General features: G+C 71.5%; 29 protein-coding genes, 2 tRNA genes and 1 other RNA gene. 17 read left to right on the top strand and 15 right to left on the bottom strand.

The genetic code is table 11. The features are described 5' to 3' along the window. The 3 genes from HHX31_RS15680 to ffs form a co-directional block, all read right to left on the bottom strand. On the bottom strand, positions 1 to 351 hold the full coding sequence (locus HHX31_RS15680; RefSeq protein WP_169949015.1) for a YbaB/EbfC family nucleoid-associated protein: 351 nt from the start codon (positions 349 to 351) through the stop codon (positions 1 to 3). Positions 352 to 539: 188 nt separating this feature from the next. Beyond that, a complete protein-coding gene (locus HHX31_RS15685; RefSeq protein ID WP_169949016.1) occupies positions 540 to 2,642 on the bottom strand; it encodes a DNA polymerase III subunit gamma and tau in 2,103 nt (700 codons plus the stop codon). Positions 2,643 to 2,684: 42 nt separating this feature from the next. Continuing rightward, positions 2,685 to 2,780, bottom strand: an RNA gene (gene ffs, locus HHX31_RS15690) — signal recognition particle sRNA small type. Between the two features lie 72 nt (positions 2,781 to 2,852). Here ffs and HHX31_RS15695 point away from each other — a divergent pair. Continuing rightward, positions 2,853 to 2,938, top strand: a tRNA-Ser gene (locus tag HHX31_RS15695). Here HHX31_RS15695 and HHX31_RS15700 read toward each other — a convergent pair. After that, positions 2,929 to 3,705 carry a DUF899 family protein gene (locus HHX31_RS15700; RefSeq protein WP_211589774.1) on the bottom strand — a complete coding sequence of 259 codons (777 nt, stop codon included), beginning with the start codon at positions 3,703 to 3,705 and terminating at the stop codon, positions 2,929 to 2,931. The genes HHX31_RS15695 and HHX31_RS15700 overlap by 10 nt on opposite strands. Positions 3,706 to 3,841: 136 nt before the next feature. Here HHX31_RS15700 and HHX31_RS15705 point away from each other — a divergent pair, with 136 nt between their 5' ends. Beyond that, a complete protein-coding gene (locus HHX31_RS15705) occupies positions 3,842 to 4,762 on the top strand; it encodes an RNA polymerase subunit sigma-70 (RefSeq protein WP_169949017.1) in 921 nt (306 codons plus the stop codon). A 25-nt stretch (positions 4,763 to 4,787) separates the two neighbouring features. Here HHX31_RS15705 and HHX31_RS15710 read toward each other — a convergent pair whose 3' ends face one another. Next, positions 4,788 to 5,522: an SDR family oxidoreductase gene (locus HHX31_RS15710; protein ID WP_211589775.1), complete on the bottom strand. Its 735-nt coding sequence runs from the start codon at positions 5,520 to 5,522 to the stop codon at positions 4,788 to 4,790. Positions 5,523 to 5,618: 96 nt separating this feature from the next. On the opposite strand from HHX31_RS15710, the gene HHX31_RS15715 reads away from it, so the two are divergent. Further along, positions 5,619 to 6,467 (top strand): LysR family transcriptional regulator, encoded by an 849-nt coding sequence (locus HHX31_RS15715; RefSeq protein ID WP_169949019.1) that lies wholly within the window; start codon positions 5,619 to 5,621, stop codon positions 6,465 to 6,467. 23 nt (positions 6,468 to 6,490) lie between these two features. On the opposite strand, the gene HHX31_RS15720 is transcribed toward HHX31_RS15715, so the two are convergent. Next, positions 6,491 to 8,029: a phospholipid carrier-dependent glycosyltransferase gene (locus HHX31_RS15720; RefSeq protein WP_311931815.1), complete on the bottom strand. Its 1,539-nt coding sequence runs from the start codon at positions 8,027 to 8,029 to the stop codon at positions 6,491 to 6,493. 162 nt (positions 8,030 to 8,191) lie between these two features. Here HHX31_RS15720 and HHX31_RS15725 point away from each other — a divergent pair, with 162 nt between their 5' ends. Both HHX31_RS15725 and HHX31_RS15730 read left to right on the top strand, forming a co-directional pair. After that, positions 8,192 to 9,052, top strand: coding sequence for a neutral zinc metallopeptidase (locus HHX31_RS15725; protein ID WP_169949020.1), 861 nt, complete (start codon positions 8,192 to 8,194; stop codon positions 9,050 to 9,052). A gap of 56 nt (positions 9,053 to 9,108) precedes the next feature. Next, positions 9,109 to 9,405: a type II toxin-antitoxin system VapB family antitoxin gene (locus tag HHX31_RS15730; RefSeq protein ID WP_169949021.1), complete on the top strand. Its 297-nt coding sequence runs from the start codon at positions 9,109 to 9,111 to the stop codon at positions 9,403 to 9,405. A gap of 89 nt (positions 9,406 to 9,494) precedes the next feature. Here the strand turns inward: HHX31_RS15730 and HHX31_RS15735 are convergent. The 4 genes from HHX31_RS15735 to HHX31_RS15750 all read right to left on the bottom strand — a co-directional run bounded on the left by HHX31_RS15735 (position 9,495) and on the right by HHX31_RS15750 (position 11,119). Further along, positions 9,495 to 9,582, bottom strand: a tRNA-Ser gene (locus HHX31_RS15735). 59 nt (positions 9,583 to 9,641) lie between these two features. After that, positions 9,642 to 10,136, bottom strand: a complete 495-nt coding sequence (tadA, locus tag HHX31_RS15740) for a tRNA adenosine(34) deaminase TadA (RefSeq protein WP_311931816.1) — start codon at positions 10,134 to 10,136, stop codon at positions 9,642 to 9,644. Beyond that, positions 10,133 to 10,615, bottom strand: a complete 483-nt coding sequence (locus HHX31_RS15745) for a tRNA adenosine deaminase-associated protein (RefSeq protein ID WP_169949022.1) — start codon at positions 10,613 to 10,615, stop codon at positions 10,133 to 10,135. The genes tadA and HHX31_RS15745 overlap by 4 nt, the downstream gene beginning before the upstream one ends. A 15-nt stretch (positions 10,616 to 10,630) precedes the next feature. Then, positions 10,631 to 11,119 (bottom strand): tRNA adenosine deaminase-associated protein, encoded by a 489-nt coding sequence (locus tag HHX31_RS15750; protein WP_169949023.1) that lies wholly within the window; start codon positions 11,117 to 11,119, stop codon positions 10,631 to 10,633. Between the two features lie 138 nt (positions 11,120 to 11,257). Here HHX31_RS15750 and upp point away from each other — a divergent pair, with 138 nt between their 5' ends. From upp to HHX31_RS15780, 6 genes are all read left to right on the top strand, one after another. Then, a complete protein-coding gene (gene upp, locus HHX31_RS15755; protein ID WP_169949024.1) occupies positions 11,258 to 11,896 on the top strand; it encodes a uracil phosphoribosyltransferase in 639 nt (212 codons plus the stop codon). Positions 11,897 to 12,070: 174 nt separating this feature from the next. Beyond that, the gene (locus HHX31_RS15760; protein WP_169949025.1) at positions 12,071 to 12,289 is read left to right on the top strand and encodes a hypothetical protein; all 219 of its coding nucleotides are present in this window, start codon (positions 12,071 to 12,073) and stop codon (positions 12,287 to 12,289) included. Positions 12,290 to 12,359: 70 nt separating this feature from the next. Then, a complete protein-coding gene (locus HHX31_RS15765; RefSeq protein ID WP_169948885.1) occupies positions 12,360 to 12,536 on the top strand; it encodes a hypothetical protein in 177 nt (58 codons plus the stop codon). After that, on the top strand, positions 12,533 to 13,063 hold the full coding sequence (locus HHX31_RS15770; RefSeq protein ID WP_169949026.1) for a PH domain-containing protein: 531 nt from the start codon (positions 12,533 to 12,535) through the stop codon (positions 13,061 to 13,063). Before HHX31_RS15765 ends, HHX31_RS15770 begins: the two co-directional genes overlap by 4 nt. 195 nt (positions 13,064 to 13,258) lie before the next feature. Next, the gene (locus HHX31_RS15775) at positions 13,259 to 14,524 is read left to right on the top strand and encodes a helix-turn-helix transcriptional regulator (protein ID WP_249346066.1); all 1,266 of its coding nucleotides are present in this window, start codon (positions 13,259 to 13,261) and stop codon (positions 14,522 to 14,524) included. Positions 14,525 to 14,621: 97 nt separating this feature from the next. Then, positions 14,622 to 15,311 (top strand): FadR/GntR family transcriptional regulator, encoded by a 690-nt coding sequence (locus HHX31_RS15780; protein ID WP_169949028.1) that lies wholly within the window; start codon positions 14,622 to 14,624, stop codon positions 15,309 to 15,311. Positions 15,312 to 15,400: 89 nt separating this feature from the next. Here HHX31_RS15780 and dnaN read toward each other — a convergent pair whose 3' ends face one another. From dnaN to HHX31_RS15795, 3 genes are all read right to left on the bottom strand, one after another. Continuing rightward, positions 15,401 to 16,492, bottom strand: coding sequence for a DNA polymerase III subunit beta (gene dnaN, locus HHX31_RS15785; RefSeq protein ID WP_169949029.1), 1,092 nt, complete (start codon positions 16,490 to 16,492; stop codon positions 15,401 to 15,403). A gap of 68 nt (positions 16,493 to 16,560) precedes the next feature. Further along, positions 16,561 to 17,208, bottom strand: a complete 648-nt coding sequence (locus tag HHX31_RS15790; RefSeq protein ID WP_169949030.1) for a response regulator transcription factor — start codon at positions 17,206 to 17,208, stop codon at positions 16,561 to 16,563. After that, positions 17,199 to 18,695: a sensor histidine kinase gene (locus tag HHX31_RS15795; RefSeq protein ID WP_211589777.1), complete on the bottom strand. Its 1,497-nt coding sequence runs from the start codon at positions 18,693 to 18,695 to the stop codon at positions 17,199 to 17,201. The genes HHX31_RS15790 and HHX31_RS15795 overlap by 10 nt, the downstream gene beginning before the upstream one ends. Positions 18,696 to 18,828: 133 nt before the next feature. Here HHX31_RS15795 and HHX31_RS15800 point away from each other — a divergent pair, with 133 nt between their 5' ends. The 5 genes from HHX31_RS15800 (at position 18,829) to HHX31_RS15820 (ending at position 22,681) form a co-directional block, all read left to right on the top strand. Then, the gene (locus HHX31_RS15800; RefSeq protein ID WP_169949032.1) at positions 18,829 to 19,716 is read left to right on the top strand and encodes an ABC transporter ATP-binding protein; all 888 of its coding nucleotides are present in this window, start codon (positions 18,829 to 18,831) and stop codon (positions 19,714 to 19,716) included. Beyond that, the gene (locus HHX31_RS15805) at positions 19,713 to 20,462 is read left to right on the top strand and encodes an ABC transporter permease (RefSeq protein ID WP_169949033.1); all 750 of its coding nucleotides are present in this window, start codon (positions 19,713 to 19,715) and stop codon (positions 20,460 to 20,462) included. The genes HHX31_RS15800 and HHX31_RS15805 overlap by 4 nt, the downstream gene beginning before the upstream one ends. 70 nt (positions 20,463 to 20,532) lie before the next feature. Further along, entirely contained in the window at positions 20,533 to 21,315 is a 783-nt protein-coding gene (locus HHX31_RS15810; RefSeq protein WP_169949034.1) for a helix-turn-helix domain-containing protein, read from the top strand. Positions 21,316 to 21,390: 75 nt separating this feature from the next. Further along, a complete protein-coding gene (locus HHX31_RS15815; protein WP_169949035.1) occupies positions 21,391 to 21,855 on the top strand; it encodes an SRPBCC family protein in 465 nt (154 codons plus the stop codon). 91 nt (positions 21,856 to 21,946) lie between these two features. Next, positions 21,947 to 22,681, top strand: coding sequence for a metallophosphoesterase (locus tag HHX31_RS15820; RefSeq protein ID WP_169949036.1), 735 nt, complete (start codon positions 21,947 to 21,949; stop codon positions 22,679 to 22,681). A gap of 4 nt (positions 22,682 to 22,685) precedes the next feature. On the opposite strand, the gene HHX31_RS15825 is transcribed toward HHX31_RS15820, so the two are convergent. After that, positions 22,686 to 24,002 carry a carotenoid oxygenase family protein gene (locus tag HHX31_RS15825; RefSeq protein WP_169949037.1) on the bottom strand — a complete coding sequence of 439 codons (1,317 nt, stop codon included), beginning with the start codon at positions 24,000 to 24,002 and terminating at the stop codon, positions 22,686 to 22,688. 15 nt (positions 24,003 to 24,017) lie between these two features. Beyond that, a complete protein-coding gene (locus HHX31_RS15830) occupies positions 24,018 to 24,575 on the bottom strand; it encodes a hypothetical protein (protein ID WP_169949038.1) in 558 nt (185 codons plus the stop codon). Between the two features lie 91 nt (positions 24,576 to 24,666). On the opposite strand from HHX31_RS15830, the gene HHX31_RS15835 reads away from it, so the two are divergent. Then, positions 24,667 to 25,221, top strand: coding sequence for a PadR family transcriptional regulator (locus tag HHX31_RS15835; protein ID WP_169949039.1), 555 nt, complete (start codon positions 24,667 to 24,669; stop codon positions 25,219 to 25,221). Positions 25,222 to 25,254: the final 33 nt, after the last annotated feature.

Here is a 25,254-nt window from a genome sequence, read left to right on the forward strand (position 1 = left end):
CTAGAACCCCGGCAGCTGGCCGCCGAGGCCGCCCCCCAGTCCCTGCGCGAGCGGGCCCAGCTTCTCCTGCTGCAGCTCCCCTGCGGCGCGTACGGCGTCCCGCACGGCGGCGAGCACGAGGTCCGCGATCGTCTGCGCGGTCTCCTCCGGGTCGCTCGCGTCGATGGCCATCGGACTGATCTCGAGCTCGAGCAGCTCGCCGCTGCCGTTCACGGTGGCGACGACGAGGCCGCCCCCCGCGCTGCCCGCCACCTCGGCGTCGCTGAGCTCCTGCTGCGCGGTGACGAGCTGCTGCTGCATCAGCTGAGCCTGCTCCAGCAACTGCTGGAGGTTGACATCCCCTGGATTCACGATGGTTGCGCTCCTCAGCGTCCAGCGACATGTTCGTCGCGACCGAGCCTACGGTGTCGCCCCGGTTTCCGCACCGGCGCGGCGTGCGTGTTCCGCGCGGTCGGCGGCCTGTTCCTGGGCGGACGGACACCGGTTACCCCACCAGTGTCCGTCCATGCGGCTACCGTCCCTCCGGCGGGGGAAGGCGCTCAGGCGTGGTCGATCTCCTCGATGACGCGGCCGCCCAGCTCACGCTGGATCAGCGCGATGCCGGTCAGCTCGCTCACGTCCACGTCGTCGTCGCGCGGCACCGTCTCAGGCCAGGCCCGACGGGGGACGGTCCCCGCGGCGGCCACGGCCGCCTGGCGCGCCACGGCCGGGCCGGGAGCCGGCCGCGCGGACGGGGACGGCGCGTCGTATTCGTCTGACGGCGCGTCCGGCCAGGTCTCGTCGATCGCCGCGGACGCCTTCCGCTCCGGAGCAGGAACGGACGGCGGGGCCGGAGCGGGGGACGGCGGCTGGGGCGCCGGGGCCGGCTGGGGCGGTTGGGCCGATTGGGGCGCTTGGGGTGACTGCGGCGGCTGCGGCGCGGGAGGGGCCGAGGGTCCGCGCGTGACAGGACCGGCCGGGCCGGGACCCGAGCCGCCGACTACCACGTCGACCCGCCAGGTGCCCCCCAGCACGTCGCCGAGCGCGGCGGCCACCACCTCGTCGCGCTTGCCCTTGAGGAAACCCTGCACGTCGCCGGGCTTCTCGAAGCCCACGGTCACGACGTTGCCCTCGACGCCGAGCAGCCTGCCCTGGGCGTTGAGGATCATCCAGGCCACCCGCTGCCGGTTCTTGATCGCTTCGAGCACCCGGGGCCAGGCCTGCTGCACCGGCCCGCCGCCCGTCGCGGGCGCCTGGGCCTGCTGCGGCTGTGGCTGAGATTGTGGCTGTGATTGCGGTTGTGGCTGCGGAGGCTGTGCCGCCGCCCCTGAGCCGGGCCGTACGGGGGTAGGCCAGTCGTCGGCGCTCCGGGCGGCCTGCTGAGCCTGCGGCGCGGGAGGAGCAGAAGCCGGGGCCGAAGCCGAAGCCGGGGCCGGAGCGGAGGCAGGGGCGGGGACAGAGACAGGGGCTGGGGCTGCGATGGGGGCGGCGGCGGGGGCGGCGACCACCGCGCCGCGCTCCAGCCGTTCGAGCCGCGTGAGCAGCGCCGCCTCACCCTGGTCGGCCCCGGGCAGCAGCACGCGGGCGCACATCAGTTCCAGCAGCAGGCGAGGCGAGGTCGCGCCGCGCATCTCGGTCAGCCCGGCGTTGAACACCTCGGCCGCCCTGGTCAGCTCGGCGGGGCCCATCGACGCCGCCTGCGCCTGGAGGCGCTCCAACTCGTCGGCCGGCCGGTCGAGCAGGCCGCTGCCGGCCGCCTCCGGGACGTTGGACAGGATCACCAGGTCGCGGAAGCGTTCGAGCAGGTCGGTGGCGAAGCGGCGGGGGTCGTGACCACCCTCGATCACCCGGTGCACGGCGTGGAACACGGCCGCGCCGTCCCGCTTGGCGAACGCGTCGACCACCTCGTCCAGCAGGTCGCCGTCGGTGTAGCCGAGCAGCGACACCGCCCGCTGATAGGTGATCCCCGAATCGTCGGCGCCCGCGAGCAACTGGTCGAGTATCGACAGCGTGTCCCTGGCCGATCCCGCGCCCGCCCGTACGACCAGGGGTAACGCGGCCGGCTCGTACGGCACGGACTCGGATTCGAGGATCTCCTCCATGAGCCGGCGCAGGGTCGCGGGCGGCATCAGCCGGAAGGGATAGTGGTGGGTGCGGGACTTGATCGTCCCGATGACCTTCTCCGGCTCGGTGGTGGCGAAGACGAACTTGAGGTGCGGCGGCGGCTCCTCCACCAGTTTCAGCAGCGCGTTGAAGCCCTCACGGGTGACCATGTGGGCCTCGTCGATGATGTAGATCTTGTAGCGCGCCGAGACGGGGGCGAAGAACGCCCGCTCACGCAGGTCGCGGGCGTCGTCCACACCGCCGTGCGACGCCGCGTCGATCTCGATCACGTCGAGGTGGCCGGGACCGGTGGGGGCCAGCGCGACGCAGGACTCGCACTCCCCGCAGGGGTCGGGCGTCGGGCCCTTCTCGCAGTTCAGCGAGCGGGCGAGGATGCGCGCGCTGGAGGTCTTGCCGCAGCCGCGCGGGCCGCTGAAGAGATACGCGTGGTGGATCCGGCCGCTGCGCAGCGCCTGGCGCAACGGGTCGGTGACGTGTTCCTGCCCCTTGACCTCGGCGAATGTCCCGGGTCTGTACTTGCGGTACAGCGCAAGACTCATGCCGCCTCCTCAGGGGGCCGTCCCGGCCGGCGTACCCGCTAACTGAGAGACCCCTCGCACACCCGCCAGAGCCCGCTTATCCTTGCTGCCTTCCGGCCCTGGGGAGGTTCACAGGATGACGCCGCGCGAGGGGTCCTAGGACAGTCTAGCCACTCGGCGGGTGTGCGCGGGCCGTCGAAAGCACACAGGAATTGAGCTAAGCTGTCCGACGGAGGATTCGCCTAGTTGGCCTAGGGCGCACGCTTGGAAAGCGTGTTGGGGGCAACCCCTCAGGAGTTCGAATCTCCTATCCTCCGCGCTTGGTTGAGCAGCAAGAACGCGAAAGGCCCGGTCCATCCAACCGGGCCTTTCGCGCGTCCAGGGTCTCGACGCCGGGGCGTGACCATTGCGCGGTGGGGCGGCCGTTGAGACGCCACGGGTGCCCGGTGACCCGCGGCCAGCCTTCAGGCGAGTTTTCCCAGTTCTCCTGCCGGCCGTACACCGTGAGGTCCAGGGCGTGGTAGGTGGTCATCAACGCCTCCACGCCCCGCCCGGTGGTCCAGTAGGTCTCGTAGACCTTGTCGCCGTCGCGCAGGTAGCACGCGATGAACCCGAAGTCACGACCGTCGGCCAGAGCCGGGTCGGAGTCTTTCGCCGAATACCAGGGGAACCTATAGCCCATGAACTCCGCGAACGGGGCGCTTTCGTCGTAGGGACCCTCGCAGAACACGGCGTAGGTGACGTCCCGAGCGTGCAGGTAGTCCAGCATCTGCATGTGACAGGTCGAGAAGGTGCACCCCTCACACTGATGCTCGTACGGTTTGCCGTCGTGCCACATGTGGAAGTAGGCGATGAGCATCCGGCGGCCCTCGAACACCTCCACCAGCGGGGTGTCCCCGCCAGGGCCCCGCACCGTCACCGTCGGCATCAAGGTCATCGGCAGCTGACGACGAGCGGCTGCGATCGCGTCTCCTTCGCGGGTGTGGGCCTTCTCCCGGACCAGCAGTTCGTCGCGCTCGCGCAGCCAGGTCTCCCGGTCGACGACCGGGGGCGCGGCGGCGCTGGACGCGGGGGTTGCCGTCATGGCTGTCTCCTTCGTGGAGTGGGGATCGGTCACAGGTACAGACGACCGAGCCGGCGATCGTCATCGGTGACCGATGACGGATGGGTCCGCGGTCGTCAGTACGGTTGTGAGGATCACTCAGCCCCGGGGAGATCACATGTCCGGCTCGCCTGATGAGCATGCGGTCTGGCTGCGGCGCGCCTTCGACGAGCACCGGCGTGAGCTACACGTCCACTGCTACCGCCTCGCCGGGAACGTCACCGACGCGGACGACCTGGTGCAGGAGACCTTCCTCCGTGCCTGGCGGGCTCGGGACCGCTTCGAGGGCCGGGCGTCGGCGCGCACCTGGTTCTACCGGATCGCCACGAACGTCTTCCTCGACAGCCGCAAGGCGGCCGGTCACCGGACGGTGCCGTACGGTGATCCGCTGGAGTGGTCCACCGAGCTCGGTCCCTATCCCGACGCCCTGCTGGCCGACGATCCGCAGACCGGTCTCGCCGCCCGGGAGACCGTCGAGCTGGCCGTGATCGCAGCGCTCATGTACCTGCCGCCGCGGCAGCGGGCGGCCTTCGTGCTGCGCGACGTCCACGGCTGGACGCCGCAGGAGATCGCCGCCGCGCTCGACACCGCCGTAGCGGCCGTCAACAGCCTCCTCCAGCGGGCCCGCCACACACTCCGGCGGCGCGCTCCGTCGGACCCGAAGGACTGGCGCCGCCCGCAGCTCACCAGTAAGGACGAAGAGATCCTGCGCCGCTACGCCAACGCGAAGGACCCGGAGACGATCCGGGCACTGCTCGCCGAGGACGTACGGATCACGATGCCGCCCGAGCCGCCGGTCGTCGGGATCGACGCGGCCGCGGAGTTCCTCGGCCGACCGCTCGACTGGCGTACGTTCCCCACCTCGGCCAACGGGCGCCCGGCACTGATCAACTATCTCCGCCGGCCCGGCAGCCCGCACTACGAGGCGTTGGCCGTCGACGTACTCCGGATCGAGAACGGGAAGATCGTAGAGAGCAACGCCTTCATCGGTGCCCGTCACGTCGCCGCCTTCGGCATGCCCGCCATGCTCGAGCCCTAGACGAGTTGTCGTCAGGGCCCTGGTGTCACCAGGGCACCACCCCGGCGTCGTCGAAGAAGCCGCCGGTCGGGCCGTCGTCGGGCAGGGTCGCGAGCCGGATCGCGACCACCGCGCCCTGTTCCGGCGTACGCACGCCGCGGAAGCCGTTGAGATCGGTCGCGCAGTAGCCGGGGCAGGCGGCGTTGATCAGGATGTTCGTGTCGCGCAACTCCTTGGCGTACTGGACCGTGACGGCGTTGAGGAACGTCTTCGACGGCGCGTAGGCGACGGCGATCGGGCCCGTTTCCGCGCCCGGAGTGCTCTGCCGGGTCAGTGAGCCGACGCCGCTGGACATGTTCACGATCCGCGGCGACGCCGAGCGGCGCAGCAACGGCAGCATCGCGTTGGTGACACGGATGACGCCGATCACGTTGGTCTCCACGGCCGTCAGCACCGTCACGGGGTCGACCGTGGTGGGCATCTGGGCCTCGCCGCCGGTGATCCCCGCGTTGTTGACGAGCACGTCGAGGCGTCCCGCGCGCTCCTCGATCAGCCCGGCGGCCGCGGTCACGCTCGCGTCGTCCGTCACGTCGAGCGGCACGCCGAACGCGTCGACGCCGGCCGCGCGCAGTTTCTCCACCGCGGACTCCCGGCGTTCCTCGTCGCGGGCGCCGACGCCGACGCTCCAGCCGAGAGCGCCGAGGCCGGCCGCGATCTCATACCCGATCCCCTTGTTCGCGCCGGTGACCAGCGCGATCGTCTGTTCGCTCATGCGATTCATCCTGTCCCCGGCCCCGGCGGGATCTCCAACACCGTTTGAGTGGGCGGCGATACCCTCCGGGTATCGATTCCCAAATCCCGGCGGTACCGTGGCGGCATGGAGACGCGGGAGCTGCGCTATTTCGTGGCCGTCGCGGAGGAGCTGCACTTCGGGCGGGCCGCGCAGCGGCTGGGGATCGCGCAGCCGCCCTTGTCCCGGGCGATCCGGCAGCTCGAACGGCGGCTCGGGGTGACGCTGCTGGAACGCACGAGCCGCTCCGTCCTGCTGACCGAGGCCGGTTCGGTGCTGCTGGCCGAGGGCCGCGCGGCTCTCGACGCGGTCGAGGCCGCCGAGCGCCGTGCCCGCCGCGCCGCGCTCGCCGCGACCGGCCGGCCCGGCCTGGTCCTCGTCACGAAGGCCGGAGCGTCCGGCGAGCTGCTGCCGAAGCTGCTCGACGCGTACGCCGCGGAACCAGGCGCCGTCCCCGTCGACGTGCTCCTGTGCGGCATCGGCGAGCAGGAGCGGCTGCTGCGCGACGGGCGGGCCGACGTGGCGCTGCTGCACCGGCCGTTCGACTCGGCGAACGGGTTCGACACCGAGGAGCTGTGCACGGAGGGGCAGGTCGCGGTCCTGCCGGCCTGGCACCCCCTCGCCGGCCGGGCCCACCTGTGCACGGCCGACGTCGCCGCGCTGCCCGGCCTGCCGATGCCGCGCTGGCCCCACCGCGACGGCACCTACCCGCCCGGCCCCGGGCCGCAGGTGCGGGACCACACGCAGCTTCTCCAGCTGATCGCTCTCGGCCGGGCCTCGGCGATCCTGCCGGAGTCGTGCCGACCCCAGCTTGGCCGCGACCTCGCCGCCGTACCGGTCCTGGACGCCCCCACGGTCACGACGGTGATCGCGTGGCCGCCGCACAGCCGGTCGCAGGCCCTCGCCGGGCTGGTCAGGGCCGCGACCCGCATCTAGCCGTCCGGTGCCCCGGACAGCGATCAGATCCAGCCGCGCAGCAGCATGCGGCTCAGCCAGACCTCGTACGGCACGGGCTCGGCGGTGAGCACGGGCGCCAGCCACCAGAAGTTCACCAGCGCGAGCAGCGTGAACGCGCCCACCAGCGCCGCCGCCGTGGAGCGCCGGGAGCTCGACGCGCCCGGCGGCCCGAGGACGAGCCCGCAGGCCAGCACGATCGCCAGGATCATGAACGGCACCGCCGGGAGCGCGTAGAACAGGTACATCGTGCGGTCGTCGGCCAGCGCGAAGTAGAACCACGGCAGCCAGCCCGCGGCGTAGGCGAGCACGACGGCGCCCGCGCGCCAGTCGCGGGTCGTCGCGTACCTGACCAGCACCGCGAGCAACGCGAGCAGTCCGGCGTACCAGATCACCGGGGTGCCGGTCCCGAGGATCGCCTGCGAGCAGGAGGCCGCGCCGCACGTGCCGCGGGGCGCCTGGTAGAAGAACAGCGTCGGCCGCAGCAGCAGCGGCCAGCTCCAGGGGTCCGACTGGTAGTCGTGGCCCGTGCTGAGGCCCTGGTGGAAGCCGAGCACCTGGCTCTGGTAGTCCACCAGCGACCGCAGCGAGTCGAAGACGAAGTAGGCCCAGCCGTTGGACGTGGCGCGGTCCCAGGCGCGGCCCCACCCGGCGGCCGAGGCGAACCATCCGGCGAACGACGCGACGTACACGGCGACCGGAACGGCCCCGAGCCAGGCGAGGCCGAGCGGCCAGTCGTGCCGGACCGCCTGCCGGTACGGCCTCCGCAGGCCGACCGCGCGTCTGGCCCCGCAGTCCCAGACGAGCGTCATGATCGCGAACGCCACCGCGAACAGCAGGCCGGTCCACTTGGTCGCGATCGCCGCGCCCAGGCACAGACCGGCCGCCAGCCGCCAGGGCCGCGGGCCGAGCCGGGGGGCGGGCCCGGTCACGACGGAGGTGCGGTACCACTCCGCCAGGCGGGCGCGTGCCGCGTCCCTGTCGGCGACCAGGCAGGCGAAGCCGGCCAGCACCCAGAACGTGAGGAAGACGTCGAGCAGCGCCGAGCGCGACAGCACCAGGTGCAGGCCGTCGAGGGCGAGCAGCAGGCCGGCGAGGCAGCCGAGGAGGGTCGAGCGGGTCATCCGGCGGGCGACCCGCGCCAGGACCAGCACGGAGAGGGTGCCCGCCAGCGCGGCCGCGAAGCGCCACCCGAAGGGCGTCAGGCCGAACAGCCACTCTCCCGCGCCGATCAGCCACTTGCCGAGCGGCGGGTGGGCGACGTACGCGGCGCACTCCTCGGCCGTACCGCACGTCTTGAACACGTCCGTGCCGCCGCGCAGGATCGTCTCATCGGCGTCGTCGGCGAAGTGCCGTTCGACGCCGAATCTGATCAGCGAGTAGGCGTCCTTGGCGTAGTAGGTCTCGTCGAAGACGAACGCGTGCGGGACGCCGAGCCGATCGAATCGGAGGAAGCCCCCGAAGGCGGCCACGGCCAGCGGGCCGAGCCATCCCCGGCCGCGCGGCATCGGCGGCACCAGCCGGGGTAAGGCGCTCCGAGGCACGCGGTGATCCTAACCCGGAGAAATGCGATGATCGGGGCAAGACGAATCCGGCATCACGGACCTCCTGGAATGATCACCGCTATCCGGGGCAGTAGCCACGGCGAGCATCACCGGGCGAGCCGTGGAGCACGCCGGTGTCCAACGCCATCGGGAGCGTCGTAGATGGATTTCGATGACCGAGCGAAGCTCGACACCTCACAGGTCGAGGACGTCGGCGGTGGAGGCGGGTTCCGCGGCGGAGGCCTGGCCATCGGCGGCGGGGCCGCCGGCATCATCGCCCTGATCGTGGCACTGATCTTCGGCATCAACCCCGGCGACATCACGGGCGGCGGCGGCGAGCCCGCAGGCGTGCAGCCGACCACCGACCTGAGCGCGCAGTGCAAGACCGGCGCCGACGCCGACCAGTCGGAGAAGTGCCGGGTCGTGGGTGTGGTCAACAGCATCCAGAAGTACTGGAGCGAGCAGGTCGAGGGATACACCGGGGCGAAGACCACCCTGTTCTCCGGCGGCGTGCAGACCGGCTGCGGCGCCGCGGACTCCTCCGTCGGCCCCTTCTACTGCCCTCGTGACCAGCACGTCTATCTCGACCTGTCGTTCTTCGACGAACTGCAGTCGCGGTTCGGGGCCAAGGGCGGGCCGTTCGCGCAGGCGTACGTGATCGCCCACGAGTACGGCCACCACGTGCAGGACCTGCTCGGCACGATGAACCGGGTCGGCCAGGACCAGGGCGCGGAGAGCGGCTCTGTGCGGCTCGAACTCCAGGCCGACTGCTACGCGGGCGTGTGGGCCAAGAACGCGGTGGACACCGGCTTCTACGCCGAGCCGTTCTCCGGCGCCGACATCAAGGAGGCGCTCAGCGCCGCCGCGGCCGTCGGCGACGACCACATCCAGGAGCAGGCCCAGGGCAGGGTCAACCCGGACGCGTTCACGCACGGCACCTCGGCCCAGCGGACGAAGTGGTTCACGAACGGCTACTCGTCCGGCGACCCGGCGCGCTGCGACACCTTCTCGGGAAGCATCTGAGATCGTCGCGGGAGCATCGGGCGCGAGCCTTCGCGCAGTCTCCTAAACTACGTACCGTGATCTTCAAGATGGTCGGCGACGGACGGCCCTATCCCGAGCACGGACTGTCGCCCCGAGAGTGGGCGCAGATCCCGCCCCGGCAGGTCCGGCTCGACACGCTGATCACCACGAAGGCGGTGCTGGACCTGCACTCGTTGCTCGCCAAGGATTCGACCTTCTACGGCGACCTGTTCCCGCACGTGGTGCAGTGGCAGGGCGAGCTGTACCTGGAGGACGGCCTGCACCGGGCCCTGCGCGCCGCGCTGCACCAGCGTTCCGTGCTGCACGCCCGGGTGCTGGAGCTGCAGGGCTGACAGCTGACGGCGCGAGAGCCCTTGAGCTTCCGGTCCCCGAACGCGAAAGAGCCGCCGACCTGTTCACGCAGGTCGGCGGCTCTTTTCGGTGGCGGTGGAGGTGGGATTTGAACCCACGGTAGGTTGCCCTACACACGCTTTCGAGGCGTGCGCCCTCGGCCACTAGGCGACTCCACCGCGCAGCAGCTTACCGGACGAACACCACTGCGCGCGCATTCGTTCCGCCGGGCCGCCCGTCAGGCGCGGCGGCCGGAGAAGAACTCGGTCAGCACCGCTCCGCACTCGTCCGCCAGCACGCCCATGACCACCTCGGGCCGGTGGTTGAGCCTGCGGTCCCGCAGGACGTCCCACAGCGATCCCGCCGCACCGGCCTTCTCGTCCACCGCGCCGTACACCACGCGGTCCACCCGGGCGAGGACCGCGGCGCCTGCGCACATCGTGCAGGGTTCGAGCGTCACCACGAGGGTGCAGCCCGTCAGGCGCCAGTCTCCGGTCGCGGCCGCCGCCGCGCGCAGGGCGAGCACCTCGGCGTGCGCCGTGGGGTCGGCGCTCGCCTCACGGTCGTTGCCCGCCACCGCCAGCACAGCGCCCGGCTGTGACATGCCCTGTGGGGGCGGGCCGAGCACGACGGCGCCGACGGGCACCTCTCCGCGCCCGCCGGCCCGTACGGCCTCCCCCAGCGCCAGCCGCATGGCGGCCTCGTACGCCTCAGTTTGCGGGGAACCGGTCACCGCAGGCGGTCGAGCTCGTCGGCGAAGCCGAGCCGTTCCGCGATGAGGGAAAGGATGTCGGCGGGCAGCACGCCCTCCTCCATGCTGAGCTCCACGAGCTCCTCCGCGCTGAGCGAGAAGTCGACGAGCAGCTCGATGTCGCCCACGGGGCGGATGCCGAGGTCGGGCGCGTCCTTGTCCACCACGGCGCCGGCGAGCTCGGCGAAGATCTCCCCGAGCGGGTCGTTCTGCACGGCGTGCGCGTCGGAGATGAACACGCGGGGGTCGAGGTCGTCCTGGTACCGGATGATCGCGAACCACTCGTCCTCGACCTCGACGCAGAGCAGGGCGAGCTCGTCGCCGCTCAGCCCCAGCGCCTCCTGCAGGGCGTCGCTCAGGTCGTCGGCGATCTCGGCCTCGCCGAGGTCGACCTCGGCGCCGGTCCAGCGGCCGTCGATGCGGGCGAAGCCCGCGGAGAAGAGGTTGGATCTGGAGGGCATGGCCGTCTCCCCAGGTCAGCCGACGGCGGCGTCGACGGCGCGTTCGAAGGGCTGGGAGAAGCCCAGCCGCGCGGCGATGCTGGACAGGACCTCGTCGGGCAGCAGGTCGAGGTCGCCGGACAGCGCGCCCAGCTCCATCTCGTCGAGCCCGAGGTCGGCGAAGATCGACAGGTCCCCGGCGGGCAGCACGCTGTCGAGCTCCTCCTCCTCGGGCACGGGCACGTCGAGGTATTCGAGGACCTGCTGCGCCAGCGGCCACTCCCAGGCGGCCGTGATGTCCGAGAGGAAGACGTCCACCTGCTCGCCGAAGACCCGTAACGCCACGAAGAAGTCATCCCCTACTGCGACCATGCCAATCGTGGTGCCCATGCTGGGGGTCTGGCGGAGCGCGTGAATGAGGCCGTCGAGATCGGAGGTCAGCGCCACCGGGAGCATCTCCGCCTCCCAGCGGTCCTCCTCGCGATAGACGACGATGGCGAAGTCAAGAGTGTCCACGTCTGTCATCGTCTTCCCCGCCGCGCGCTGTTCACGCAGGCCATCGTCGCAGAATCGGAGTCCCACCGTACTGCGCTCACTCCAAATCGTGATCAAAGACTCAGGCGGCGTCGAGGGTTCGTCCAGGAGACGGTAGTTTTTCTCCCCATGGAGACCCTCGTCGTCGACCACCCGCTCGTCGCCCACAAGCTCACCGCCCTCCGCGACGTGCGGACCGACTCTCCGACGTTCCGCCGCCTGGCGGACGAGCTGGTCACCCTGCTCGCCTACGAGGCCACCAGGGACGTGCGGGTCACCGACGTCACGGTCGAGACTCCGCTCGCCCCGGCAGGCGGCGTACGGCTGGCGCGGCCCGTGCCGCTCGTCGTCCCGATCCTGCGCGCGGGGCTGGGGATGCTCGACGGGATGACGCGGCTCCTGCCGACCGCCGAGGTGGGGTTCCTCGGGATGATCCGCGACGAGTCCACGCTGCAGGCCCAGACGTACGCCACGCGGCTGCCCGAGGACCTGTCGGGCCGGCAGTGCTACGTGCTCGACCCCATGCTCGCGACGGGCGGCACCCTCGCCGCGGCGATCCACTTCCTGTTCGACCGTGGCGCCCGTGACGTCACCGCGATCTGCCTGCTGGCCGCGCCCGAGGGCCTCGCGTACGTGGACGAGGCGTTCCGCGGCGGCGACCGGCCGATCCGGGTGGTGACGGCCGCACTCGACGAGCGGCTGAACGAGAACGGCTACATCGTGCCCGGGCTCGGCGACGCGGGCGACCGCCTGTACGGCGTCGTCTGAATTCTCCGCCGTCCGAATTCACCGCTCTGATCTCCCCGGGGATGGATTTCCCTTTCCTTTCCGCGTGCTCTGTGCACACCTCAGGACTGGTTACACTGCGCGCCCGCTAGGGTACTCCCTGTGATGACGACGTCACCTCGTGCCCTCGCGAGCGGCGCGCCACCAGGGGGAGCGATGATCCAGCATCCGGCCGGCGAGCCCTACGAACAGCTCGAGGCCCTGCTCAGGGACGAGTTCGCGGGGGTGCATCCCCCCGCGACGGTGACCCGGTGCGTTCAGGCGGCCCATCACGGCGCCATCGAAGTCACCGGGCACGCGCACCCCGCGCTGGTCGAACGCATCGCCCGCAAGCACCTGCGGGTGCTGGCGACCTCCGCCGCGGGCCGGGGATGACGCGTCGAGTTCTCAACCCGTTCGCGGTTAGCCGCTTTACCAAACGGGGCGTCTGGGTAATGTATTGGTCATGGGAGTGGTGACGGCGTTGCAAGCAAAGAAAGTAGTCAAGTGGACGCTCATCGTGTCGGCGGGGTTCTACCTGCTCACGAGACCGACTGACGCGGCCCACACCGTCCACGGAGCCTTCAACGGAATCGTCAGCGCGGCCGACTCGATGGCGCAGTTCTTCGCCACCCTGTCATGAGACTTGTGACCCACGGGGACTCCGCCCCGTCGTCGGTCAACCGTTACCTCCTCCCCCACGAACACCAAGTCATCATGGTGCGGCGCCACCCCGCCGTGCTGCTGCGCCCGATCGCCGAGATCTTCGGAGGGCTCGTCGTCGCCGGGATCCTCAGCAAGTTCCTCAGTGACAACGGGGCGAGCCAGGCCCTCGCCCTCGTCTGGTGGGCCTGGCTCCTCCTGCTCGTCCGTTTCGTATGGAAGGTCGCGGAGTGGTCGGTCGACTACTTCGTCGTCACCTCCCAGCGCATGCTTCTCACCACCGGCCTGATCACGCGCAAGGTCGCGATGATGCCCCTGAGCAAGGTCACCGACATGAGCTTCCAGCGCTCGCTCCTCGGCCGCATGCTCGGCTATGGCGAGTTCGTGATGGAGTCGGCCGGCCAGGACCAGGCCCTGCGCACCGTCCCCCACATCCCCTATCCCGAGACCTTGTATCTGGAGGTCTGTCAGATGATCTTCCCCAGCAAGGATGGGGACGACGACTGACGACGGCCCGGCCGTCCGGTATCTCGTCACCGTGATCGAACCTACACCGTCGTTATTCCTGACGGAGGGTTACACGATTCGCTCGCTTCGTGCCATTATGGCGACACTATTGACCCTTCCCCCGCCCTGAGAGATCAGATGCCGAGTCAGGGAACCATCGGTGACCGCGTCCGCGGACTGCGGTTGAGCAGGCGCATGTCGCAGGCCCAGTTGGCCGGACCAGACCTATCCGACAGCTACGTCTCACTCATCGAGTCCGGAAAGCGGACGCCAACGCCGGTCGTCGCCCGGTTACTTGCCGAGCGACTCGGATGCACCACCGAGTTCCTTCTCCACGGGATAGAACCCAGGCAGCGCATCGACACCGAGCTCGGCCTCCGACATGCCGAGCTCGAGCTGTATCACGGCGATCCCGCCGTGGCCGCAGAACGCTTCACCGAGATCGTCCAGGCGGCGGGTGAGGACAACGCGATGCTCGCCGCCCACGCGCGGCTCGGCGTGGCACGGGCGATGGAGGCGCAGGGCCGCCTGAGCCGGGCCGTCGAGGCGTACGAGCGGTTGCGTCGCGAGGCCGCCGCGCACCCCGAGCGCCTCGCCGACCTGCCGCTGACCATCGCGCTGTGCCGCTGCTACCAGCGGGCCGGCGACCGGCTGCGGGCACGGGACCTCGGCGCGCACGCGCTCGGTCAGGTCGACCGGCTCGGCGTGACCGAGGGCGAGCTGGCCGTGGAGCTGGCGCTCGCGCTGGTCGAGGCCGAGACCGGCCTGCCGTACGTCGGGCAGGTTCTGTCGGCGGCGGGCCCTGAGCGAGCGAGCGACCGCAGCACGGAGGTCCTCGCGCTGTGGCAGGCGAGCGTGACGGCGGCGGAGGGCGAGGACTCGGCGCTGGCCGTGCAGCTCGCCGAGGACGCCATCGCCGCAGGCCGCCCGGCCAGGATCGCCGTACGCCGCGCCCGCATCGCGATGCACTGGGCTCGTCTCGCCGCGGCGGATCCGGGGAACACCGATTTGGACCGAGCCAACGCGCTCGCGCGGTCCGCGGCCGAGGTCTTCGCGGAGTTCCCGGCCGAACGGCAGGATCACGCGCGGAGCCTCCTGGCGCTGAGTTCGGTACTCCTGCGGACCGGAGACACGGAATCCGCAGCCGAATACGCCGACGGAGCACTGCATCTGTTGGACGGCGTTAAGGGGACCCTCGCGGCCGCCGCGCATCTGGTGTTCGCCGAGGCCGCGTTGGCACGGTCCGAAGATCCGGCTCTCTCGCTGGAGCGGGCACACGACCTGCTGGACGTCGCGACGCCCGACCGGGAGACCGCCCGGGCCTGGCGCACGCTGGGCGACCTGTGGGGCCGGGCCGGTGTCCTCGACCGGCAGTCAGGGGCATATCGTAGAGCCCTGGAAGCGGTCGGGATCCGGGTGAACATACCGGGTGCCCTGACCACGACGGTGCTCGCTCGATAGCCTCCCGGGCCTCCGGACCTGTTCCGGGGGCTCTGGAATAATAAGGGTCTACCACTCATTCCATCATCGGATGATTGGCAACCCGAAGGAGGCTGACGTGAGCCTGCGGACGGCGCAGCGGGCGTCTCTCGTAGACCAGGTGATCGACCAGCTCAAGGAGCAGATCACCTCCGGCTCCTGGCAGATGCATGCCAAGATCCCCACCGAGACGGTGCTCGCCGAGCATCTGGGGGTCGGCAGGAACACGGTTCGTGAGGCGGTCCGCGCGCTGACCCACGCCGGGCTGCTCGAATGCCGCCAGGGCGACGGGACCTACGTGCGGGCCACCAGTGAGCTGTCGGGCGCGATGGCGAGGCGGCTGCGGGCCGCCGAGCAGTTGGAGATCCTGGAGGTCCGTCGCGCCCTGGAGGTCGAGGCGGCCCGCCTCGCGGCGACGCGGCGGACCGACGGCGACGTCGCCTCGATCGAGGCCGCGCTCGCCGCACGGGAGAAGGCGTGGTCGGACGGCGACCCCGAGGCGTTCGTCGAGGCCGACCTCGCTTTCCACGTGGCGGTCGTCGAGGCCACCCACAACCGGGTGCTGATCGATCTCTACGTCGACTTCTCGGCGGCGCTGCGGGCGAGCATCGCGGCTGCCGGCGGCTCCCTGGAGCAGAACTACATTCCCCACGACGCGATCGTGCGCGCGATCGTCGCCGGCGACGCCACCGCGGCGGAGCGGGCCGGCCACGCGTGCATGGAGCACATCCTCATCGCCCTCACCGACTCCGCCACCCTCACCTCCTGATCCCCGCCCGGCGGGTCCGTTTCCCCGACGGCGCCCGCGGGCTTCGATCAGGCTTGAACCATAAGGCCGACACAATCAGGCCGGCACGGTCAGCCGAGCCGCAGGGACATGACGAGGTAGCGGAACCCCGGGTCCTCGCCCTCGTCGGTGATCAGCGCGGGACGCGTCGGCGACTCCAGGTGGATCCGTGCCCGCTCCGTCCCCACGCCTTCGAGCCCGTCGAGCAGGAAATGGGGCTGGAAGGCGATCTCGATGTCCGGACCCTCAAGCTCGGCGGCCACGATCTCCGACCCCCGGCCGATGTCACCGCCCCCGGCCCTGATCTGCACCTGTCCCTGCGCGAACGACAGCCGGACCGCGGTGTTGCGCTCGGCGACCAGCGCGACGCGCTTGACGGCCTCCACGAACGGCGCCACCGCCACGTCGGCGTGGATGCCCCACTCGCCGGTCAGCCGGGAGCGGTAGTCGATGAACTGGTCCTCCAGCAGGCGCACCGTGGTCGTGCGGCCCTGGCTCTCGAAACCGGCCACGTTGTCGCCGAGACCGATCGCCACCTCGCCGCCGCGCAACGACCGGGCCACCTCGACCAGGACCCGCGCCGGCACGACCACGCCGTGCCGCGCGTCCTCCCGCTCGGGATGCCACAGGAACTCGCTCGCGGCGATGCGGTAGCGGTCCGTGGCGGCCATCGCGACCCGCACGCCCTCGATGTCCACGCGGACGCCCGTCAGCATCGGCAGCGTGTCGTCGCGGCTGGCGGCGGCCGCGACCTGCCGGATCGAGTCGGCGAACACGCCGCCGCCCACGGCGCCGACCTTCGGCGGCATCGGCGGCATCGCGGGAAAGTCCTCGTCGGGCATGGTGAGCAGGTTGAACTCGACGCTGCCGCAGGTGAGCACCGCCTCGGACCCGCTCGTGGCGATCTCGACGGGCTGGGCGGGCAGGCTCCGGGTGATCTCGGCCAGGACCCTTCCGGGGATCAGCACCCGCCCCGGCTCGGCGACGTCGGCCTCGACGTCGGCCCGGGCCGACACGTCGTAGTCGAAGGCGGACACCCGCAGGTCGTCACCCGCCTCCAGAAGCAGGCCCGCGAGTACGGGCACCGCGGGCCGGGCGGGCAGCACCCGGGCCGCCCACGCCACCGCGTCGGCGAGCACGTCACGGTTCACCTGGACCTTCATGCCGGCCTCCTGCCTGCGCCACGACTCGCTCTCCAAAGTAGCGGCAGGCACTGACAATCCCAGTGGCGCTACTTGCTGTTGAGGAAGGCGAGCACCGCGAGGACCCTGCGGTTGTCGTCGTCGGAGGGCGTCAGGCCGAGCTTGCCGAAAATGCTCGCCGTGTGCTTGCCCACCGCGCTGTCGCTGAGGAACAGCCGCTGCCCGATCGCGGCGTTGGACCTGCCCTCCGCCATCAGTTCCAGCACCTCGCGCTCCCTCGGGGTGAGCCGGCCGAGCGGTTCGTTGCGCGCGTTGCTCGCCAGGAGCCGGGCGATCACCTCGGGGTCCATCGCCGTCCCCCCGCCCGCGACCCGGCGTACGGCGTCGACGAACTGCTCGCCGTTGAACACCCGGTCCTTCAGCAGGTAGCCCACGCCGCCGGACCCGTCGGCCAGCAGTTCCCTCGCGTACAGCTGCTCGACGTGCTGGGACAGCACGAGGACCGGCAGCCCCGGCACCTGCCGCCGCGCGGCCAGGGCGGCCTGCAGCCCCTCGTCGGTGAAGGTCGGCGGGAGCCGTACGTCGACCACGGCCACGTCCGGACGCTCGCCGACCAGCGCGGCGAGCAGCTCAGGGCCTGACTCCACCGCCGCGACCACGTCGAAGCCGTGGGCGCGCAGCAGGGCGACCAGGCCCTCGCGCAGCAGATGCAGGTCCTCCGCAAGAACTACCCGCACCCGCCGCCCTCCGCTTCCCGGCTCCGCACCGTCGTCGTCAGCGCCACGGCCAGCAGGCCGCCGCCGAGCGCAATCATGCCGACGATGACCGGCCACTGGAAGGGCTCGGCCACGTGCAGGCCGAGGAACCAGGACTTCACCGGCGTCCCCGCCAGCTTGAACCCCATCGCGACCAGCCCCTGCGGGAAGAGCGCGATCGGCCACAGCGCCCAGCAGATCCGGCCGAAGTAACGCCACGCCGACACCGGCGCCGACCGCACCCGGAACGCCCGCGGCAGTTCTATGACGGCCGTGGTCGGACCGCCCACAGGGCTGTTCACCGCGAGGACGCCGTCGAACGCCCCGAGCCTGCGTTCGATGCCGTGCAGACCGGTGCCGCGCTCGGGGTCCGCGCCGCCGCGGCCGTCGTCGGTCACCGTCACACGCAGCGCCGGGCCCTGCGCGCTCACGTCCACCCACGCCTCGGTCGCGTCGCCGTGGCGGGCGGCGTTCGCCAGCAACTCGCTCACCGCGAAGTACGCCGCGGACTCCAGCGGGGCGGAGGCGCGCTCCGGCAGGTCGACCGTGACGTGGACGCGCAGCGGGCTGTCCAGGGCGAGGGCGCGTACGGCGTCACCGAGACCACGCTCGGCCAGCACCGGGGGATGGATGCCGCGCACCAGCCGCCGGATCTCCTGCAGCGCGGTCGCCGAGGCCTCGCTGGCCTTGCCGAGCAGTGCCCTCGCGGCCTTCGGGTCGCTTTCCAGCAGTTGCTCGGCCGCGCCGATCGTCATGCCGATCGCGACGAGGCGGGCCTGGGCGCCGTCGTGCAGGTCACGCTCGATGCGGCGCAGTTCCGCCGCCTGCGAGTCGACGACCTCGGTCCGCACCGCGTCCAGGTGGCTGACCTGCCGGGCCAGCCTGGCCTTCTCCGTGGGCCCGAGCAGCGCGGCGGCGATCGTGCCGTGTGCCCGCACGGCCCACGGGGCGTACCAGTACGCCGTGCTCACCGCCGGCAGGATCCAGAGCACGCCCGTGGGGTCGCCCCCGGCCAGGAGGACGATGCCGTACGCGGTCACGAGCAGCGGCGCGGCGACGAGCAGGCCGCCCATCCACACGTCGCCCATGACGAAGGCGAAGTCGCGCCATGTGGCCGGGTCCTTGGTCATCCAGTTCCACCGCTTGTTGAAGGCGGGGATCGTGGGCTTCTTGTACAGGGTGCGGCCGTCCCGGTACCAGCCGTCGGCCTGCGGGACCGGCGGGGGCGGCGCGGGCAGATAGGGCTCGTCGATCGAGACGCCCGACCATCGTGCGGCCAGCCCCCGCTGCAGCCGCGTCACCACCCGCGTGAGCCGTACGGCCGAGGGGAAGACGAAGACGGCGCCGACCAGGAAGGTGAGCAGCACGGCGGCGAGCATCAGCAGGCCCGCCACCTGTCCCAGCAGTGCGAGGCCGGCGAGGGCGGCGGCCCTGCCGAGGGCGACGAGGGTCTGACGGGCTGCGGTCATACCCTCCAGTCTGGGGGCTCCCGCCAGGGCGGCACAGTGGCCCGAGCCACCCGATGGGGGTGGGGAAAAGTGCACCCCCGCCGGGTCCGCAGACGCATTCCGGGCAGCCCGCCCGATTCCTAACGTCGTCGGCATGGCAATCATCACCGTGGATCACCTCCGCAAGACGTACGGCACGCGGGTGGCGGTCAAGGACGTGTCGTTCTCCGTGGAGGAGGGGGAGGTCTTCGGCATCGTCGGCCGCAACGGGGCCGGCAAGACGACGACGGTCGAGTGCGTCGCCGGGCTGCGGACCCCCACCTCCGGCACCGTCACCGTCGACGCGGACCTGAAGGAACAGGTCGGCGTGCAACTCCAGGAGTGCTCGCTGCCCGACAAGATCCGAGTCGGGGAGGCACTGGAGCTCTACGCCTCGTTCTACTCCCGCCCGGCCGACTGGCGGGCCCTGGCCGAGGAGGCCGGGCTCGACCTCCGCGCGTCCTTCGGCAAGCTGTCCGGCGGCCAGCGCCAGCGGCTGTCGGTCGCGCTCGCGCTGGTCGGAAACCCGCGCATCGCGATACTCGACGAACTCACGACCGGCCTCGACCCGCGGGCCCGCCGCGAGACGTGGGACATGGTCACCCGGATCAAGGACCGCGGCGTGACCGTCCTGCTCGTGACCCACTTCATGGAGGAGGTGGAGCGCCTGTGCGACCGGGTCGCGGTCATCTCCCATGGGCGCGTGCGGGCGGTGGACACCCCCGCGGGGCTGGCCGCCCGCGCCGACGGCGAGCAGCGTCTGGTCTTCCACACCGACGCGCCCGTCGACGGCCTTCGGGCGCTGCCCGAGGTGACGTCCGTCACGGTAACCGGCGAAGGGACCGGCGACGGGAACGGCGCGCTGGTCACGGTCGCCGGCACCAGCGACGTGCTGAGCGCGGTCACCGCCGTGCTGCCCCCCGCCCTGATGCGGGACCTGCGCATGGAGCGCACCACCCTCGACGACGCGTTTCTCGTTCTCACCGGCCAGGAGGAGTCATGACCAAGGCATTCGGGAAGCTCGCGGCGGTGGAGGCCCGGCTGTTCCTCCGCGAGCCCGTGGCGGTGTTCTTCGTCGTCGTGCTGCCGTTGGGGCTGCTGCTCGCGCTCGGCGGCACGATTCCCGGCTTCCGTGACGCCGACCCCGCGCTGGGCGGGCAGCGCTACGTGGACGCGCCGTTCACCGGCATGATGATCCTGCTGTCGATCGTGACGCTCGCGTTCAGCACGCTGCCGTCCGCCTTGGTGCTCTACCGGGAGCGCGGGGTGCTGCGGCGGATGTCCACCACGCCGGTGCGGCCGGGGTCGCTGCTGTCCGCCCAGTTGCTCGTCAACGTGGTGGCGGGGGTCGTGGCGACCGCGCTGACGCTCACCGTGGGCCACCTCGTCCTCGGAGTGCCGCTGCCCGGGGCGCCCTTGGCGTTCGTGGCGGTCTTCGTCCTCGGATCGGTCGCCATGCTCGCCCTCGGACTGCTGCTCGCCGCCGTGGCGCCCAACTCCCGGGTCGTCCAGGGCGCGGGGGCGGCCCTCATGTTCCCCCTGCTGTTCATCGCCGGCATGTGGCTGCCCCCGCAGCTCATGCCGGAGCTCCTGCGCCGGATCAGCGACTTCACCCCCACCGGCGCCTTCGGCCGGAGCCTCGTCCACACGCTGGGCGGGCAGGCCCCCGAGCCGCTCCACCTCGCCGTACTGGCGGTCTGGGCGCTGGCCGCCGGCCTCGCCGCCGCCCGGCTGTTCCGGTGGCAGTAGCCGTACTCGGCCCCGCGCTTACCTCACGGGTAATCGCCGGGCCGATCGGCGAGCGGATAGCGTCGGGGCCGTGACCGTCGCCACGCTCCGTCAGCGGCCGTTCGGCGAGCTCCTGCGCCAGTGGCGCGAGCACCGGCGGCTGAGCCAGCTCGAACTGTCCAACCGGGCCGAGATCTCCACGCGGCACATCAGCTTCCTGGAGACCGGCCGGGCCGCCCCCAGCCGCGACATGGTGCTCCACCTCGCCGAGCACCTCGACCTTCCGCTCCGCGAGCGCAACCACCTGCTGCTGGCCGCCGGATACGCCCCCGTCTACACCGAGTCGCCGCTCGACTCGCCGGGGATGGCCGCCGTGTACGACGCGGTACGGCGGCTGCTGTCGGCCCACGACCCCTATCCGGCCGTGGTGGTGGACCGCGCCTGGGACCTCGTCGACGCCAACGAGGGCATCTCCCTGCTCGCGGATGGGATCGACCCCGACCTGCTCGGCAACGTGCTGAGGGCGAGCCTCCACCCGGAAGGGCTCGCCCCGCACATCCTCAACCTGGGTGAGTGGCGGGCGCACCTGCTCGGGCGGCTGCGCCGGCAGATCACGCTAACCGCCGACCCACGGCTCTCCGAGCTGTACGCCGAACTGCGCGGCTACCCCTGCGACCAGCCCGAGCCCGAGGTGGAACTGCCCGGCCCCGGGGACATCCTCGTGCCGCTGCGGGTGCGGCGGGGCGGGCGGGAGCTGTCGTTCTTCAGCATCGTGGCGACCTTCGGCACCCCGCTCGACATCACCGTCTCCGAGCTGGCCATCGAGTCGTTCTATCCGGCCGACGCCGCGACGGCCGCCGTCCTCCTTTCGTGATCAACCGGCGTCCGCGCGGCGATCACGGCCTGCCACAATTCCCTCGCCGGGGCCCGCGGACAAGGGGAGAGCAGGATGCCCACACGGGTGCTGACCAACACGTTCCACGTGGACGCCTCGCCTGAGGAGGTCTTCGAGCACCTCACGACGCCCGAGAGCTACATCGGCCTGTCACCGCTCGTGGTGGCCGTGCGGGACGTCGACAGGTCCGAGCCCGGGGTCGTGCGGTACACCTCCGTCGAACGGTTCCGCTTCCTCGGCCTGTCGTACGACAACCCGATCGCCGTCACGCTGCTGACCGAGCGCACGGCCGAGGGATCGTCCGTACACGGGAAGGTGCGCAGCCCCGGCGGCGTACGCCTGGACTACCGGTTCGACCTGTCCCCGCAGGACGGCGGCACCCGGGTGGACGACCGGCTGGACGTGAGCGCGTCCCGGTTCCTGCTGGGCTTCGCGGCGGGCCAGGCGCGCAAGGTCCAGCTCGCCAGGGCCGGGATCCTCGCCGAACGGCTGGCCGTACGGTCCGCCGGCGGCATCTGAGTGACTTCAGCCAATCTGGCGCTCGTCACCCCTTTTCGCCGTCCTCTCGCGTGAGAAGCTGAAGCTCCCCATCATCGCCAGGAGGTAGCACATGCTCGTGCTGGCGCACGTCAGCGACATCCACATCGACGGAAGCGAGAGGAACACCTCGCGCGCCGCACGCGCGCTCGACTACGTCCGTTCACTGCGGCCCGACGCCATCGTGCTCACCGGCGACCTGGCGGACCACGGCGCGATGGAGGAGTACGAGATCGTCCGTGAGCTGATCTCCGGCGACGACGTGCCGCTCGTGCTGTGTCCAGGCAACCACGACGCGCGCGGCCCCCTCCGCAAGGTCCTGCTGGAGCAGGACGGCGACCACCCGGTCAACCAGGCGCTCAACCTCGACCACGCGACGATCGCGCTGTGCGACTCCAGCATCCCCGGGCGGCCCGATGGCGCGCTGGACGACGACACCCTGGCCTGGCTCGACTCCGTGCTCGCCGCCACGCCCGGCGTGCCGGCCTTCGTCGGCATGCACCACCCCGCCGTCCCGCTCGGCATCCCGTACGTGGACGGGATCCGGCTCGGGCGGCCGGAAGGGCTGGCCGAGGTCCTGGGCCGCCACCCGCACGCCATCGCGGTGCTGGCCGGGCACGCCCACACGGCGGCGGCCACGACGTTCGCCGGGCTGCCGCTGCTGGTCGCGCCGGGAGTGGTCAGCACCGCGCTGCTGCCGTCCGAGACGTCGGCGCACCCCCCGGTCGACTACGACCTGCCGCCGGCCGTCGCCCTGCACGTGCTCGACGACGGCCGGATCACCACCCACTACCGGGCCGTGCCCTGACCCGTCAGGCGGCGGGGCCCTCGTCGGGGATCCACGAGCCGTGGAACCCGGCGGGCACCCGGCGCGGCAGCCGTACGGACGCCACGCGCGCCAGGTCGGACGCGTCGAGCACCAGCAGTTCCGCGCCGTGGTCGGTGCCCGCGATCGACAGCAGCCACCCCTCGTCCTCGGCCTGCGCGCCCGCGGCGGGGACGAACACGGCCTCACCGGGCGAGCTCTCGCCTGTCCGGTGTGCCCGGCTCGCACCGGTCGCGGTGTCGTACTTCACGATCGCGCCCTTGCTGACCGCGTAGATGTAACGGCTGGTCAGGCCCGTACGGGTCTCGTTGATCGTGGGGAACTCGACGGCCAGGTCGTCGAGTTGCTCGTCCTTGGCGATGCCGGTGGCCGGGTCGAGAACCCAGCGGTGCAGGGCCGCGCCGCCGGTGTGGGCGACCGGGTTGGCCACGCCGCCGATGGTCGGCCAGAAGCCGCAGAACGCCCCGGGCGAGTAGCGCACCGCGTCGACGACGACGCGCCCGTGCTCGTCCTCGCTCGCGTTGCCGACGTGGAAGACGTAGCAGGGGTCGATCTCGAACCACCGCACGTCGCCGGTCGCGCGGCTCATCACGCCCAGCCGGGCGCCGTAGGAGTCGTCCCACTGGTACGGCATGCCCCGGCCCACCAGGTCGAAGTCGAACACGACCGGCAGGTCGAGCCACACCACGTGGTGCTCGGTGATCGCGAAGTCGTGGGCCATGGTGGGCCCGGGGACGTCCACCGGCCTGCTCTCCACCAGTTCGCCGGCCGCGGACAGGCGGTGATAGGTGAGGTAGGGCTCCGCCCAGCCGTACCCGAAGAAGTGCAGATCCCCCGTGACCGGGTCCTCCTTCGGGTGCGCGGTCATCGCCGTGGCGAGCCGGCCGCCGAAGTCGCACGGGCCGACCGTGTCGAGCTCCGGCGTCATCTCGTAAGGCAGGCCGTTCTCCACGAGCGCGAGGATCTTGTCGGCGTGCCGGATGACGTGCGTGTTGGCGGGGACGGCGGCGAGATCCACGCCGCGCTCGCCCACGTAGGGCGCGCCGTCGAGGCGGGTGGTGCGCACCCAGCGGTTGCGGTACCACTCGGCCCGCCCGTCGCGCAGCCGGATGCCGTGGATCATTCCGTGGCCGACGAACCAGTGCCCGGGATCCTCGCCGGGACGCGGGTTGGGGCCGTTGCGGAAGTAGCGGCCGGTGAGCTCGGGCGGCAGGGTCCCCTCGACGGCCAGGGCGAGGGCGTCGATCTCGTCGGGCACCGGGGCAAGCCGGCCGGTCAGGTAGGAGGCGGTGGTCTCGGTCATGTCGGGGGACTCCCTTCAGGCGGCGTAGCGGGCGCGGACGATCTGGGGGTAGCGGATGGTGAACAGGGCCGGCAGGGCGAAGCCGCAGACCTTCACCGCGACGATCGCGGCGGTGGCGTGCGGGGCGAAGGCGAGCAGCAGGGCGAGGCCGGCGGCGTTGAGGGTGAAGCCCACCGCCCACACGGCGGTGATCACGGCGTTGACCTGGTAGAACAGCGGGGTCGCGTGGATCTCGGGAGCGGTCGTCCGACGGGCGATGCCCAGCGTGAACGGCTTGCCGATGGCCAGCGACCCCCACGCGGTGAGGGCCAGCCACGCCACGGACACGGCCGGGCCGTACTCGCCGAACGGCGCCGGCGAGACCGTGAATGCGGCGAGCGTGAGACCGGCGAAGAAGACCCCCGAGCTGAGCTCGACGACCAGCTCGTCCCAGCCCCGGCCGGCCCTGCGGTCGGCGGCGAGCAGCACGATCGAGACGAGGAGCGCGGCCGCGGCTCCGAATCTGGCCTCACCGTTCGTGCTGAGAACGGCGAAGGCGATCCAGGGGAGGAAGGTGAGGACGTAGCGGAGCACCGGGGTTCCTTCAGCGACATTCCATTAGTGACATGTCGAAAGTAGAACCTCCAGGTGTGACATGTCAACACAGGAATGTAGGATCGGGCCCATGAGCCTTCGTCACGCCGCGCTCGGCCTCCTGTCCGCCGGGCCCGCCAGCGGGTACGACCTGCTGAAGACCTTCGAGATCTCCCTGGCCGAGGTCTGGCCCGCCACCCAGAGCCAGCTCTACGGCGAGCTCGGCCGGCTGGCCAAGGAAGGTCTGGTGCGCGTCGTGTCGGAGGGCCCGCGAGGACGCAAGGAGTACGAGATCACCGAGGAGGGCCTCGCCGAGCTGCGCCACTGGCTGGTCGAGGTGGCGCCCAACCTGTCCCGGCGCAACGACATGCTGCTCCGCGTCTTCTTCCTCGACCAGGTCGACGCCGACGCCGCCCGCGGCTACCTGGAGCGGCTGGCCCAGCAGGCCGTCCACGAGCACGACCAGCTCCGCGGCGTCCGCGAGTCCGTCATCAGCCAGGGCGACGACGCGCTGCGCATGTACGGCGACATCGCCCTGGAGTGGGGCCTGCGCCTGACCGCCGCGCAGCGCGACTGGGCCGAGTGGGCGGCCGCCCGGGTGGCGGCGCTGGAGCAGCAGAAAGCGGGGCACGCCGCGGCGGAGTGACGAACACCCCGTGACCGCGCCACCGGAGCTGCA

It is taken from the genome of Microbispora sp. H11081, assembly GCF_012999535.1.
GTDB lineage: Bacteria > Actinomycetota > Actinomycetes > Streptosporangiales > Streptosporangiaceae > Microbispora.